Origin of the sequence: Butyrivibrio sp. WCD2001 (genome assembly GCF_000424485.1) — a bacterium.
Taxonomy (GTDB): Bacteria; Bacillota; Clostridia; order Lachnospirales; family Lachnospiraceae; genus Butyrivibrio.
In genome coordinates, this window is record NZ_AUJZ01000006.1 from 194,141 (window position 1) to 207,392 (window position 13,252).

A 13,252-nucleotide genomic window follows, 5' to 3' on the forward strand; every position below is an offset into this window, starting at 1 on the left:
AATGATGAAGTTGTATGAAAATTTTGAGGAAAAGAGGGAAAATAAGATGAAGAAAAATGTTTTACTAAAGAAGGCCGGAGCTCTGCTCCTTGCACTTTCAATGTCTGTTGCAGCATTCAGTACAGCTGCTCCTGAGGGAAAGATTATAGCAAAGGCTATAGTCGGAGGGGAATCATCAGATAAGGCTGTTGAGATACCCGCTAATTATGAATTTACAGAGTGGGCTGAGTACAAAGGTGGTAACCAGTATTATAAGTTTACTATACCGGAAGATGGTGACTTAACACTTCATGGAACTTTTTATAAATCCGGTAGTATGGCTATTAGTGTATTGAATCATGATTTCAAGGAATTTAACTGGGTACATACAGAAGGCACAGATACTGTGGCGGATGAAACAAGCATTAGGTCATTATCTGCAGGAACTTATTATATAAAAGTTAGTGATTGGTATGGTTATACAAAGGAAGCTGAAAATAAGTACAAATTTAAATTGTCATTTAAGGGATATGGAGTATCAGAAAACACAGTAGACAGTTATGAAAACCCTAAAGGATATGAAATAAATACTACTGTGACAGATTCACTTACTTCAACAGATAACGAGGATTGGTATAAGTTTAATGTTTCAAAGGAAAACAAATATGTTCTTAATTTAACAGCCTATAGTAATACTGCGGTTACTTATAGCCGCATTTATGAAGCTCTTATTTTTAACAACGACTTAACGGAAAAAAAATTGGATATCTCCGGCGCTGATAGGACAGGTGAAGTTTATTTAAATTCCGGCGTATATTATCTAAAAATTGTAGGTTCAAACGTAAAATATTCTTTCTCAATAAAAGGTGCTTCAATCGAAAAGACAAAGGTAACCAAGGTTAAGTCACCTAAAAAGAAGAAAGCAGAGGTAACTTTTAAGGCAGTAGATGGTGTAAATGGATACCAGATTGAGTATTCTACAGATAAAAACTTCAAGAAGAATGTAAAATCAAAAACCTTCAAGATTGAAAAGACACAGGATGCAGGTAACAATAAGAGAAAAATTACTATCAGTAAACTTAAGAGACATAAGAGATACTATTTCAGAATCAGAACCTACGTTGAAAACAATAATTCAAGATTCTACTCAGATTGGTCTAAAGCAAAGATGGCAAAAATCAAATAAAGGATAAGATAAACTATATGGGCTCTGAAGCAGTGATGCTTTGGAGCTCTTTTTTTATTTAAGATGAAGCAAGTCTTAAGCTCTGTTTTTGTACTATATTCAGCAATTATTGGGTATCGCGTAGCATCTGCATTTGTTAAGCTTATTTAAGTGGGGCTGTTTTGCACAATTAAAAAGCACAGCCTTCAAAATGAGAAGCGTAACAAGCATTAGACTTAAAAAAAATACTGGGAGGGACAACTATGCTAAAAGACATTTATGAATCGAATAAAGCATTGTTTGAAGATGGGGTTCAGACAGTGCTGAGAGCTCAGGAAAATCGCTACAGATCAGTGAATATCCTGAAGGGTAACATGGTTTCAAATCATAGAAGAGAATCCAGAGGTATTAGTGCCAGAGTTGGCAAGGATGGACTTTTTGGATTTGCATCCATCGCAGAATGCAGTGATGAAGCTGCCAAGAAGGTTTTGAAGGCTGCCTCCGAGAACGTTAAACTCCTGGCTCGTCATGCGGGAAGTACAGGGATTGTTCTGCCTCCTTCCTATGGAACAGGACTTATCCCTACCAATGACGACATTGTTGATGCTGAGCAGAAGCGAATAATTGAAGTTTGTCGCCAGCTGGACGATTACATTGCTCAGAAATATCCGAATCTCGAGAGCAGAAGCATATACTACAGCGAGGATTCTCAGGATAGGATCATTTATTCTTCCGACGCCTATGACGGTCATCTGGTAACTCCCAGATGCTACATCTATGTTTCCATGGGACTGAAAACGAAAGACGGTAACCCTGTAGATATGTTCAAAGCCCTTGGCGGATACGGCAGCTTTGAGGACAATTTTTCGGATATTGAACAGTACTATCCGGAGATTGAGAAGCTCTATAAAAAGGTTAAAGACAAGGCCGATGGCGTCTATGCCGAAGCGGGCTACAAGACCGTTGTACTTGGCGGAATGATGGGCGGAATGCTTGCTCACGAAGCGGTTGGACACACCGTAGAAGCTGACCTTGTTATGGGCGGCAGTGTGGCCGGCCCGAGCCTTGGGAAAAGAGTGGCATCTGACCTGGTTAATCTGGTTGACTTCGCTCACACTTTTAATGGGGAAGTGGCACCCCTTCCTGTATACCTTGACGATGAAGGCATCAAGGCTGAAGATGCTGTGCTTATTAAAGACGGCATCCTGACAGGATATATGAACAGCCGCGAGACAGCGGAGAAATACAATATGAAGCCCACAGGAAACGTAAGGGGATGGTCTTTTGCGGATGAACCTCTTATCAGAATGAGAAATACCTGCATTCTTCCCGGCGAGAACACTGTGGAAGAGCTGATTGAGTCTGTTGAAGATGGCTATTATCTCATTGATTCCGGTAACGGTCAGGCTGACCTTACAGGTGAGTTTATGTTTGGTGTGACCTGCGGTTATGAGATTAAAAACGGCAAACTGGGACGCGCACTTCTTGATACGACGGTTTCGGGTGTCGCTTTTGAGATGCTTAAAACTGTTGATATGGTTTCCAACGAAGTTGAATGGTCTTCAAGCGGCTTCTGCGGCAAAAAGCAGCAGATGGCAGTTGGTATGGGCGGACCTCATATGCGCTGCAAGATTATGATTGGCGGAAGATAATACATCGAGAATTCAAGGAGAGGACAGACATAATATGAATGAGATGAGAGAATTTGCAGATTTATTTGATGATGTACTTAAAGATAAAGAGATTAACAAATACACCTATGTCCTTGTGAAGTCTGAAAAACAGGAGCTTAACGTTGAAAACGGTGAGTTCAAGCTTTTGAGAACCGTTTTTGACTATTACACCTCTTTAACAGTTTTCGAGGATAACAAAATGGGTAGTGCCAGTGGCAATGACCTTTCCAAGGAAGCGCTTATTAAGCTGGCAGATGACGGAAAAGATTCAGCACAGTCATCTCCGGAGGACCCCTGCCACGATATCGCCCCTGATCAGGGAAAAGAAGTTTTCAGACAGGGTACTTACGAGCCTGACATGGACAAGTTCCTCAATAGAATACAGGAGTGCCTTGATGCCATAAAGAAGGAGTACCCCAAGGTGCTTGTTATGGCTGCTGTGGGTTCCTATGACAGAAGTCACTGGATTTCAAGAAACTCAAATGGAACAGAGTTCGAGGATTATTCAGGCCATTACAATTTCTATTTCGAGATCAGCGCTGGTGAAGATGACGTCAACAGTGGCATCGGTTTCGCCGGTGTTACCATGGATAATCTGGACAAGCCTTTTATGGAACTTGGCAATTTGAGACAGAGTCTTGAGGACATCAGCAACAGTATTCACACCAAGAGCCTTGAGGGCAAATTTGAGGGTACAGTTATTCTCACTCCCGGTGCGGCTTCTCAGTTCCTTAGCATGCTGATTTCCAATTATATGTCAGACCATGTGGTTATCAATGGAACCAGTCTCTGGCTTGATAAGGTGGGCGAGCAGGTTGCAAGCGATAAGCTTACAATTTCGAAGAAGCCTTTTGACGACAGAATTGTTAACGGCGAGCGTGGAACTCAGGATGGCTTTAGAGCTGAGGATGTAACTCTGATTGAAAAGGGCGTGCTGAAAACTCATAGCCTTAGCCTCTATGCTGCCAACAAGACAGGACGTCCGGTTGTTAAGAATACAGGCTGGAGCCTTGTGGTTGAACCCGGTGAAAAGGAGCTTGCTGAGATAATCAAATCCGTCGACAAGGGGCTTATCTTGGGAAGTTACTCAGGAGGAGAACCCGGAGCAAACGGCGAGTTTTCCGGCGTTGCTAAGAACAGCTTCTTAATCAAAAACGGCGAAGTTAAGTATGCCGTATCCGAGACTATGGTAAACGGTAACCTTGGCGAGATCGTTAAGAACATCCGCGATATCTCCAAGGAACTTGTCTGCGATGGCGGTTCAGTTGTTCCGTATATTGCAGTCGATGGAGTTGTTATTTCCGGAAAATAAAAGTGTGGGAGGCGTAGATGAAATCTTACGACGAGATGTATGATTTAATACTGAAAACTGCAACCGAGGATGACCGGATCCGCGCGGCAACCATGGAGGGCTCCAATGTCACCAAGGGTGCGGTTCACGATGAGTTTTCCGATTTTGATATCACATTTTTTGTATCTGACATTCGTGAGTTTACAAGGGACCACGATTACATGAAGCGCTTCGGGGATATTCTCATAATGCAGATGCCGGATGACTACTACGCCGAACCCTACGACTACAATGGCAGGTCGCGCTTTGCTTACCTCACTCAGTACAAGGATGGCAACAGAATCGATCTGACTTTTATAGACGTGAGCGAGATAGGAAAACAGGCAGAGTTTTCAGAACCTCGCACAGTGCTTGTGAATAAGGACGACTTTAAGGAGCTTGTGGAGATTACTTCCAAGGAGTGTTTTTATATTAAGAAACCCAGCGAGTTCGAGTTTTTCGGAATAGTAAATGAGTTTCGATGGATCAGCAACTATGTGACAAAGGGCCTTTGCAGGCATGAGTTCTACTATGCGCGCCGCATGATGGAAGAGTACATGATGAACATGTTCCTCAAGATGATCAACTGGAAAATCGGAATCGACAACGATTTTCAGGTCACAACCGGTGCGTGCTGCAAGTATCTTAAGAATTATCTGACTGAGGAAGAGATGACCCACTTCGAGGGGATGTTCCCCAGCGGAGATTACGAGGACATGTGGGAAAAGCTCTTTTTGATGTACGATTTCTTTGAGGAACTTTCCGTGTATGTGGCAGAGAAACTGGGATTCCCGCTTGATCTTGAGGAATCTAATAATGTTCGAGAGTTTATGGCTATGAGAAGAGCTCATAAATAACTAATAGATATGATGCAAAAAGGAATAAAAAAGTAAGAAGATAAAAAGTAAGGCTTTATTGTAAGGTGAAGAGTATGACAAAAGTAGGAGATTCAATAACAATTAACAAGACCGTGGTTAGGAACAGACTTACCATGGCACCCACAGTAAAATTCGATTATGCAGGTCCTGATGGGAAGGCAACAGACAAGCACATTCAGCACTACAAGGAGAGAGCAGAGCATGGCTGCGGCTTCATCTGCGTGGAGGCAACAGCGGTTACTCCCGGTGGAAGATTTGGAGAAAACCACATGGGTCTCTGGAACGACGACCAGATTGCTGGTCACAGACAGATTGCCAAGGTGTGCCATGACGCAGGGGCAGCAGTTATTATCCAGCTCAATCATGCGGGACTTAATTCCAATCCTGCACTTGGAGAACAGATCGCGCCTTCAGCGGTTCCCACAAGAGATGAGAATGTTCTTGCAAAAGAGATGACACTTGATGAGATCCACAAAATGCAGGAGAGCTTCGTTGATGCTGCTGTAAGAGCCAGGACTGCAGGCTATGATGGAGTTCAACTCCACGGCTGCCACAGCTATCTGATCAATCAGTTTGTTTCGAAGAAGACTAATCTCAGGACAGATGAGTACGGCGGAAGTGATGAAAACCGCGCGAGATTCGGAGCAGAGATAATTCGTAAGATCAGGGAAAAGTGCGGAGATGATTTCCTGATTTCAATCAGAACCACAGGAATCGAGCCTGATGTGAACACTGCTATCAATATTGCAGAGGAATATGTGAAGGCAGGATGCGATTATCTGCAGGTTTCCACAGGAATTGAATGGGATGATCCAACTCTTAAGGATGAGGGAAAGCCCTACAATCAGATCTGTGAGCTTGGAGTCAGATTCCATGATCACTTCAAGGGCCGCGTTCCGGTTTCCTGTGTCAACGGAATCTATGAGCCGGAACTTGCAAAGTATCTGATAGAAAATGACCTTGTTGATACAGTTGACCTTGGAAAGGCAATCCTTGCAGACCCTGCTTTTTGTGAAGCAGTGCTAAGTGGAGCACCTTTCGTAAAGTGCTTCCAGTGTCCCAACTGCCAGTATGGACCTTTCGCACCCCATAAGTGCCCCGCTGAAAAAGTGAGATTATCTGACAAATAATTAAAAATAATGCTGGTGTCTGAATACTGATTTGCTATAATGGTTTCTTAAGGGAACACCGCCTCTAAGCGGAATAATAGAAAAAAGGGGAAATCAGTATGAAAAAAGTAACGAAATATCTGTATCTATTGGCATTTGTTGTCGGTCTATGCGCTTCGGTTAAGCTTAGTGCTTCTGCTGAAGGCAGGATGAATGTAGGGGAAGTCTATAATTCACCTTATCTCCAATATGTAATTATCAAGCAGGCTTCTGAAAAGGATGGATATAAACATACTCCCGGACAGGCTATTATCAAGGGGTTTAATCCGCAGTTCTATAAAAAGACCAAGGCTTGTGCCCTGGGAAATGGCTACTATGGCTATGTTGAGACGGTTTCGGCCGTAGGTAGAATAAGTGTACCAAGGACTCAGGAGACCTTCGATGTTGTTGGCTTTGCCCCGGGTGCATTTAAGAATTGTAAGAAGCTGCTATATGTCAACGTGAAGGATTTTGGAAGCTTTTTCTATCCGGAAGGCAGACAGGAATTTGATATTCCGGACAACTGTTTTGCAGGATGCACCGGGTTAAAATCGGTTATTTGGGGTGAGTCTAATAGCCCATACAACACTAAAACCAAGATTGGAAAGAATGCCTTCAAGGGATGCAAGTCCATGCAATCTTTCAGAGTAAATGCAAGCCTTACTTCAATTGGCAGCAGCGCATTCATGAATTGCAAAAGCCTTAAAAACTTTTACGTGTTCACCGGTGACACTGACAACGAGCAGAGCACAGTAGGTAAAAAGACATTTAAGGGTGTGAAGAAGATAACGGTGACCTACAACGTAGACAATGGTTACAATCCTAAATCTCTGGCAAAGAAAATCAAAAAAGCCGGAGCTAAAAAGGTTTACTACGTCGCTAATAATTTGAAAAGAAAACTGAAGTAAATATTTTTAATCAAATAATTAGAGGGAAATTTAAAGGGAATTAAAGGGGAGTCCGATATGAAAAATATTAAGATCAGGAGATGGGTAAGTGCCCTGGCACTTATTGTTATGTATAATGTGGGGTGAGAGTTTAAAATTATTTTGCAGTATTATTGGATAAAGGAGAATAAAATGCATTTAATTCAGTTAAAAAATGATAATGGGTGGACGCAGTCACAATGGGAGCTTACCTACAGAGTTAGTTGGGAACAGATATTAAAGGGTATAGCTTACGCATATGAGTATTATGACGGTTTTGAGATAATGGTAGACAATAAGCCCGTTGCTATTGAGAAAAAAGAGGATATTGAGAATATTCCTGAAGCCGGCAATATTTGCTTTAGAGGAATGTCAAAAGTATTAAAAGTCCCGATTATGATCACTTTATATAATCAGTTAAGTACTGTAAATGTAGCTGTAGCTCAGGCGACAGATGAGTTTAAGACCGTATCTTATGTTAATTTGAACCATTCTCTATGCCAGTACATGGACAGCCTTGAAATAAACATGCATATCTAACAGTATAACTTACTGTGGAAACAAAATGGGACGAAGGCATTACTGATCGAAGGAGCCAGACGAATCGGAAAAACAACGGTCGCTGAAGAATTCGCTCAGAATGAGTATAAGCCCTATATTCTAATCGATTTTAATAAGGCTAAGAAAAAGATAAAAGATGCCTTTGAATCCCTTGATGATCTGGATATTTTCTATCAGACACTGACGCTTGAATACAACACTAGGCTGTACCCCAGAGAATCTCTGATAATTTTTGATGAAATACAGAAATATCCAAAGGCCAGGGAGGCAATTAAGTATCTTGTAGCCGACGGAAGATATGACTACATCGAGACAGGCTCACTGATATCAATCAAAGAGAATGTTGAGAATATAACAATTCCATCAGAAGAACGAAAAATGCAGATGCATAATAAAGCAGGAGCCGGTGAGGCTCCTGTTATACGTTAAAACGAAGACAGATGATATTAAATTTTTTAAATAAAGAAGAACTGGGCACAAACGAACGCTGCCGCTGCAACCAGTACTGCTCCGGCAGTTATAACTTTATTTCTGAGTGTTGCCACGTCTGTGTATCTTCCGTTGCATTCTACGGTATCAATGATATTAGGATCGTTTTTGTCAAATTGAATAATTTTCCCCATATCAGCACCTCCATATACAAATAACACATATACTTTTGGTTTTGAAAATAATAGTCTCAAAATGTGACCAAATTGCGACGCATATATAAAAACTTTATAAAAAACGTTTAAGTTAGCATTAAATCGTATGTTAGACTATATTGAGAGGAATGAACGAAAAAAGTATAAGTATTATTTCGGGGAAGGTGAATCTGTCATGAAAAGCTTATTTTTCAATTCATTAAAAGAGGCTGTCTCGCAAGTGTATGGAAAAGATGTGGCTATAGAGAAAAAGCAGACAGTACATGGTGGGGATGCCAATGATGCTTATAAGCTGTTTCTTTCCAATGGGGAGGCTCTTTTCCTTAAAGTAAATACCATATCAAATGCTGATTTCTTCAGAGCGGAAGCGGAGGGGATTGATGCGATAAGGGCTACTCATGCAATCAGAGTTCCGCAGATTCATGCAATTGGAACGGATAATGGGTATTCATTTCTTTTGATGGAATATATAGACAGAGCCGGAGCGAGGCCGGGTTTCTGGGAAAAACTCGGCGAGAACCTTGCTGTCATGCACAAATCGGATACTGCAATTTTCCTAAATAATGGGAAGTATGGCCTTGAGAATGATAATTATATCGGAGCAGGAAAGCAGAAGAATATACCTAAAACCAGCTGGATAGAGTTCTTCTCCGAATGCAGACTAAGACCGCAGTTTGAACTTGCGGCGGGATATTTTGACAGTACCATAATAAGAAAGGCAAACAGCCTTCTGGACAATCTGGACAGATTCCTGTATGAGCCGGAGAAGCCGTCTCTTTTGCACGGAGATCTGTGGTCAGGGAACTTTATGTCGGATGAAAATGGACAGCCGATGCTTATTGATCCTGCGGTATATGTCGGTTGTAATGAAGCTGATATTGCCATGACAGAGCTTTTTGGAGGCTTTGATAGCAGGTTTTACATGGCATATTTTGCAGCGATGGGAGCTGTTCCGGGCTATGAGGAGAGGCGTGATCTGTACAATCTCTATCACCTGACAAATCATCTTAATCTGTTTGGAAGCGCATATTTGTCAGCTGTGGTGAGGACGATTGAAAGGTATAGCTAGATGGGTTACGGGGGTGACCGGATGAATATTAAGTCGTTATCTATATTTATGATATCTGCTATGATGTGTGGTCTGCTTACGAGTTGCGGCAAAACGGGGAATGATGAAGTTGTCACAGAGCCCGTAGAGATTGAAGAGGATGTATTGCCTCTTGAAGCAGTGGAAGATCCTCTTGAAGCAACAGAAGATCCTCTTGAAGCAACAGAAGATCCTCTGGGGAAGACAGAAGAACCCCAGGAGATTTCAAAAGAGCTTCAGCATGACCTTAACATTTTTTTGTCTAATTTTTCAGAGCAGGGGTATAACTGCGCTGGCTACGATCCTGCGGAATGGGCACATTTTACTCTGGTGTGGAAAATCTTAAATGATCCATCCGGTCTGAAATATGAGAATGATCGCACCTGGATTGACCAGAGTAGCGTAAATAATATACTTGGCAGGTATTTCGGAAGCAACCTGGAGGAAGGGGATTTCTTCGGCGCGGGAGATAATAATCCATATAATGGCACTATAGAGATAAGCGAGGACAATATAGCCTGGTATACAGAGCCTTCAGTTGATGGGGAAACCTATCTGGGAAATGCATTTACTGTGGTGACAGGCCTTCAGAGAATCCCGGGCGATTACTATGATTTTTTGCGCACAGAGTTCACTATTTATGCCGTAAATGATATGGAATACGAGGATTACGGAGTAAGTACTACATATTATTCTCTTACTGCAGCTGAAGCAGATAAGCTTGCCGATGAGGGCAGGATAATACCTAAAGCGACAGGCGTTGCAATCATAGATGATGTGGTCTCAAATGGCTATGGTGACAGCTATTGGCTTGACGACTATAACATATTAGAATGAACTAAATTATAAATAAGAAAAATAAGTGTGTAACAGGTTCAAATAAGTGTATTTGGGCCTGTTTCCTTATAAGCATAATTCCTGATCAAAAAGTACAAAGGTGAATTTACTCCGATTGAAGTAAGTCGTGAAATAGGTGTGACCAATAAAACAGTGATTAACAGATTATCTGTTCTAGCCAAACATGGTTTTGTGGAGCCTTTGATGGTAAATCAGCGAATCAGATCCTACAAACTGAGTGATCTCGCAAGAAACAATGAGAAGATAATAAAGAAAAAGGTTTAAATGGAACAAAGAAATGTATTGGAAGCTCCGACCAAAAAGATGTATGTTTTTGAAAACTCAGCACATAGTCCTATATATGAAGAGTATGATGAAGCAAAAAGAGTTCTTGAAGAAATAAAGAATTAGCCTTCAGGATAATTCAATAAGCGAAAGTGATGCTACTTTTCAAGAATATCAAGAACGCTTAGGGCTATCTTTTCAGAATTACGAATTATGGCTTCAAGGCTTTCCCTGGATTCTTCATCGTATTCTTTCTCCATGAGAAGATCTGCGTTTCCTCTGATGACTGTAAGAGGAGTCTTGAGGTCATGGGCTATCTGAGCCATCTGAGCCTTTGAATCCTGTTCTTTTTTCCAATTATCTTCCATGGTGGCAACAAGCTCTTTTTGCATGCTGTCAGTTGCAATGTTTATCTGATCCAGCTCGTAAATGCCTGTGTTTATCGGTGATACGCTAAGATCCTGGCTCTTCAGACTCTCTGTATAATCAAATACTTTTCTAAGGCTACTCTTAATCTTTTTGATCAGAACAACAGTTGGGATCAGCACTTCCAATAGGTATGCAAGGGCAAAGGTAAAAAGAATCAGGTACTCATGAGGTGCACTTACGCAGTAGTGAATAAATGCACTTTCATCGGCGGCGTCCATACGCAGATAAACATCTTTTCCGTGAAGCAACCTGCCATTCTCAGGACTTGACTCTCTGGCGAATTTACGAAGCGCCTTCTCCTTAGAAGATGACACCTTCACAAAGATTTCTTCTCCATCAGTTGAAACCACGATAATATCTGCCCCTTCTGGGAAAAGAGCTGTGTTTATCTCACCACTTTCCTGACAATCATGAATCCAGGCTTCCACTGCTTTTTCTACATTATCTGCGGCAAAAGAGCTTTCTCTATTTAGGAAGAAAGCAATAATGAGTGCAACAAGAGTAGTAAAGCCAATTAACACGCTGACAACTGCAATATAGATGCTGATCATGCGGCTTATAGTCATGCTTCTTTTTTCCATCTGTAACCTATTCCCCATACTGTTTCAATAACGCTTCCTGCGGCAGACAGCTTTCTTCTAAGATTTTTGATGTGTTCAGTTACTGCTGATTCATCGCCATCCTTATCAAAACCATAGATCTTTTCATAAATTTGTTCCTTGGAAAAGACCTGCCCCTTGTTCCGCACAAGGAGCATAGCGATGTCGAATTCGCTTTTGGTAAGAGATAGCTCTTTTCCATTAACCTGCACAAGTCTGGAGTCAGGATAAATACTGATGCTTCCATCCTTGATGCAGGCGCTGTGATCGCGCTTATCACGTCTTATGTGGGCGGCAACCCTGGCTCTAAGCTCGGCGACGGCAAAGGGCTTTCTGATATAATCGTCAGCACCAATAGACAGGCCATAGATAACGTCTTCCTCAAGGGCCTTGGCACTTAAGAAGATGATGGGAGCGTCTGTCTTGTCGCGAATCCTGGTTAAAAGAGAATATCCATCTTCACCGGGCATCATCACATCCGTGATCAGGAGATCATAGTCTGCGAGGTTATCCGGGACCTCTTCAAAGGGCCTATGTACTGTTGTTACTTCATAATCTGAAGAAAGAGCCCTCTTTATTAGTATCAGTATGTCTTTTTCGTCATCAATAACTAGTAATTTCATCAGAATTGTTCCCATCAGCTTATATGTTTCTTAATCAAAATAATGAATAGGCAATAAGAGATATGCCATACAAAACGTAGATGTGGGCTGGGTAAAAGAGGTAAAATAACCTTGAATTCCCATGGCCACGCTGTCCATTATAGCAGAGCATGAATATAGCTGAAAAGGCTGACATCCATTCATAGGCTTCAAATATAAGAGTGTGAACATTAAATGATCCAATAGAAAGTGTCACAAGTCCAATTCCGTACAAGAGCTCAAAGATAACGTATGCATAGATTCTTGCGTTCTTGTTTTTGCAAAAGCTAAACAGATATAGGATCACACCTTCAATAAGTGTAAGAATTCCGCCATCTTCAATCATGATATGAAGAGGAAGGATTGTGAAGTTGATAAGGCTTGCAAAAAGATTAACTGTAAGGTTATCCGCAAACGGCATATATACAAAGTATATAAAGAGATATGGCAATATAACCGGGATTACCACAGCCATGATTCCAATGAAGTATTTCTTTTGCCTAATCCAATCAATTCCCATAAGTACTACTAGAAGTACCACAAAGCTTGAAAGCATAGCGTTTGCAGGCATGAAGCCATCTCCTCTGACTGCAAAGTTAAGTACATTGTAGAAGCCAAATCGTATGAGACCCATGATTATTGAGATAGAGTAGATCTTGAGAAAATATCTTTTTTTGTTGTGGGTGTGGATGAAACCTTCTATGAGGCAGAACAGGAATAAAGGAGCTGCCAGTCTACCGAGCCATGAGAACCAAATGGGTATCATGCCTGTGAATTCGAAGAAGTAGTGAATGTGGTCTAACACCATAAATACAAGGGCCAGGTACTTAAGTTCAAAGCCTGTGAGACCGTTTTTAAGTAAGTTTTTCATTGTGAGTTCCTCCCGTATAAGGCGTAAAGCCTTTGTTTTTCCGCATTTCTTTTGTCTATGGTTAGAAGGATATCAGGCAATTATAAGGAATTTATAAGGATATTCAAAATAATAGAGCTATAGAATTGTATTCCAAAATATTAAAGCTTCCGGATCTAAACTTATAGTTTGGGATTCGGAAGTTTTTATTTTGAGTTTT

Annotated in this window: 15 protein-coding genes and 1 pseudogene; 12 read left to right on the top strand and 4 right to left on the bottom strand. The window is 41.3% G+C overall.

Features of this window, described 5'->3' with window-relative positions; all coding sequences use genetic code 11:
* The first annotated feature begins 46 nt into the window (after positions 1-46).
* The 8 genes and pseudogenes from G630_RS0107420 to G630_RS25805 form a co-directional block, all read left to right on the top strand.
* A complete protein-coding gene (locus G630_RS0107420; protein WP_026498205.1) occupies positions 47-1,165 on the top strand; it encodes a hypothetical protein in 1,119 nt (372 codons plus the stop codon).
* 242 nt (positions 1,166-1,407) lie between these two features.
* Positions 1,408-2,796: a TldD/PmbA family protein gene (locus tag G630_RS0107425; protein ID WP_026498206.1), complete on the top strand. Its 1,389-nt coding sequence runs from the start codon at positions 1,408-1,410 to the stop codon at positions 2,794-2,796.
* A 34-nt stretch (positions 2,797-2,830) separates the two neighbouring features.
* Complete coding sequence (locus G630_RS0107430; protein ID WP_026498207.1) at positions 2,831-4,129, top strand: TldD/PmbA family protein; 1,299 nt, start codon at positions 2,831-2,833, stop codon at positions 4,127-4,129.
* A gap of 17 nt (positions 4,130-4,146) precedes the next feature.
* Positions 4,147-5,004: an aminoglycoside 6-adenylyltransferase gene (locus G630_RS0107435; protein WP_026498208.1), complete on the top strand. Its 858-nt coding sequence runs from the start codon at positions 4,147-4,149 to the stop codon at positions 5,002-5,004.
* A 74-nt stretch (positions 5,005-5,078) separates the two neighbouring features.
* Positions 5,079-6,155, top strand: a complete 1,077-nt coding sequence (locus G630_RS21135) for an oxidoreductase (RefSeq protein WP_022763176.1) — start codon at positions 5,079-5,081, stop codon at positions 6,153-6,155.
* Between the two features lie 98 nt (positions 6,156-6,253).
* Positions 6,254-7,081: a leucine-rich repeat protein gene (locus tag G630_RS0107445; RefSeq protein WP_026498209.1), complete on the top strand. Its 828-nt coding sequence runs from the start codon at positions 6,254-6,256 to the stop codon at positions 7,079-7,081.
* A gap of 171 nt (positions 7,082-7,252) precedes the next feature.
* Positions 7,253-7,639 (top strand): hypothetical protein, encoded by a 387-nt coding sequence (locus tag G630_RS0107450; RefSeq protein WP_026498210.1) that lies wholly within the window; start codon positions 7,253-7,255, stop codon positions 7,637-7,639.
* Positions 7,640-7,651: 12 nt separating this feature from the next.
* Positions 7,652-8,050 (top strand): annotated as a pseudogene (locus tag G630_RS25805) (ATP-binding protein); the annotation flags it as partial.
* A gap of 65 nt (positions 8,051-8,115) precedes the next feature.
* Here the strand turns inward: G630_RS25805 and G630_RS24625 are convergent.
* The gene (locus tag G630_RS24625; protein WP_022763173.1) at positions 8,116-8,283 is read right to left on the bottom strand and encodes a hypothetical protein; all 168 of its coding nucleotides are present in this window, start codon (positions 8,281-8,283) and stop codon (positions 8,116-8,118) included.
* A 196-nt stretch (positions 8,284-8,479) separates the two neighbouring features.
* Between G630_RS24625 and G630_RS0107460 the strand changes: the two genes are divergently transcribed.
* From G630_RS0107460 to G630_RS25595, 4 genes are all read left to right on the top strand, one after another.
* Positions 8,480-9,373: a fructosamine kinase family protein gene (locus G630_RS0107460; RefSeq protein WP_026498211.1), complete on the top strand. Its 894-nt coding sequence runs from the start codon at positions 8,480-8,482 to the stop codon at positions 9,371-9,373.
* 21 nt (positions 9,374-9,394) lie between these two features.
* Positions 9,395-10,228, top strand: a complete 834-nt coding sequence (locus G630_RS0107465; RefSeq protein ID WP_026498212.1) for a hypothetical protein — start codon at positions 9,395-9,397, stop codon at positions 10,226-10,228.
* Between the two features lie 138 nt (positions 10,229-10,366).
* Positions 10,367-10,513 (top strand): hypothetical protein, encoded by a 147-nt coding sequence (locus tag G630_RS25020; protein WP_196805769.1) that lies wholly within the window; start codon positions 10,367-10,369, stop codon positions 10,511-10,513.
* The gene (locus G630_RS25595; protein ID WP_022763514.1) at positions 10,514-10,639 is read left to right on the top strand and encodes a hypothetical protein; all 126 of its coding nucleotides are present in this window, start codon (positions 10,514-10,516) and stop codon (positions 10,637-10,639) included.
* 32 nt (positions 10,640-10,671) lie between these two features.
* Here the strand turns inward: G630_RS25595 and G630_RS0107480 are convergent, their stop codons facing one another.
* Genes G630_RS0107480 through G630_RS0107490 form a run of 3 tightly spaced genes read right to left on the bottom strand, consistent with a single transcriptional unit; the run spans position 10,672 to position 13,053 of the window.
* On the bottom strand, positions 10,672-11,541 hold the full coding sequence (locus G630_RS0107480) for a histidine kinase dimerization/phospho-acceptor domain-containing protein (RefSeq protein ID WP_081667832.1): 870 nt from the start codon (positions 11,539-11,541) through the stop codon (positions 10,672-10,674).
* Positions 11,505-12,164, bottom strand: a complete 660-nt coding sequence (locus G630_RS0107485) for a response regulator transcription factor (RefSeq protein ID WP_022763516.1) — start codon at positions 12,162-12,164, stop codon at positions 11,505-11,507. The genes G630_RS0107480 and G630_RS0107485 overlap by 37 nt, the downstream gene beginning before the upstream one ends.
* 34 nt (positions 12,165-12,198) lie before the next feature.
* The gene (locus G630_RS0107490; RefSeq protein ID WP_022763517.1) at positions 12,199-13,053 is read right to left on the bottom strand and encodes a TraX family protein; all 855 of its coding nucleotides are present in this window, start codon (positions 13,051-13,053) and stop codon (positions 12,199-12,201) included.
* Between the last annotated feature and the right edge of the window lie 199 nt (positions 13,054-13,252).

Coding starts and splice junctions, on each gene's coding strand:
- G630_RS0107420 (WP_026498205.1), top strand. CDS start 47: ATGAAGAAAAATGTTTTACTAAAGAAGGCCGGAGCTCTGCTCCTTGCA.
- G630_RS0107425 (WP_026498206.1), top strand. CDS start 1,408: ATGCTAAAAGACATTTATGAATCGAATAAAGCATTGTTTGAAGATGGG.
- G630_RS0107430 (WP_026498207.1), top strand. CDS start 2,831: ATGAATGAGATGAGAGAATTTGCAGATTTATTTGATGATGTACTTAAA.
- G630_RS0107435 (WP_026498208.1), top strand. CDS start 4,147: ATGAAATCTTACGACGAGATGTATGATTTAATACTGAAAACTGCAACC.
- G630_RS21135 (WP_022763176.1), top strand. CDS start 5,079: ATGACAAAAGTAGGAGATTCAATAACAATTAACAAGACCGTGGTTAGG.
- G630_RS0107445 (WP_026498209.1), top strand. CDS start 6,254: ATGAAAAAAGTAACGAAATATCTGTATCTATTGGCATTTGTTGTCGGT.
- G630_RS0107450 (WP_026498210.1), top strand. CDS start 7,253: ATGCATTTAATTCAGTTAAAAAATGATAATGGGTGGACGCAGTCACAA.
- G630_RS24625 (WP_022763173.1), bottom strand. CDS start 8,283: ATGGGGAAAATTATTCAATTTGACAAAAACGATCCTAATATCATTGAT.
- G630_RS0107460 (WP_026498211.1), top strand. CDS start 8,480: ATGAAAAGCTTATTTTTCAATTCATTAAAAGAGGCTGTCTCGCAAGTG.
- G630_RS0107465 (WP_026498212.1), top strand. CDS start 9,395: ATGAATATTAAGTCGTTATCTATATTTATGATATCTGCTATGATGTGT.
- G630_RS25595 (WP_022763514.1), top strand. CDS start 10,514: ATGGAACAAAGAAATGTATTGGAAGCTCCGACCAAAAAGATGTATGTT.
- G630_RS0107480 (WP_081667832.1), bottom strand. CDS start 11,541: ATGGGGAATAGGTTACAGATGGAAAAAAGAAGCATGACTATAAGCCGC.
- G630_RS0107485 (WP_022763516.1), bottom strand. CDS start 12,164: ATGAAATTACTAGTTATTGATGACGAAAAAGACATACTGATACTAATA.
- G630_RS0107490 (WP_022763517.1), bottom strand. CDS start 13,053: ATGAAAAACTTACTTAAAAACGGTCTCACAGGCTTTGAACTTAAGTAC.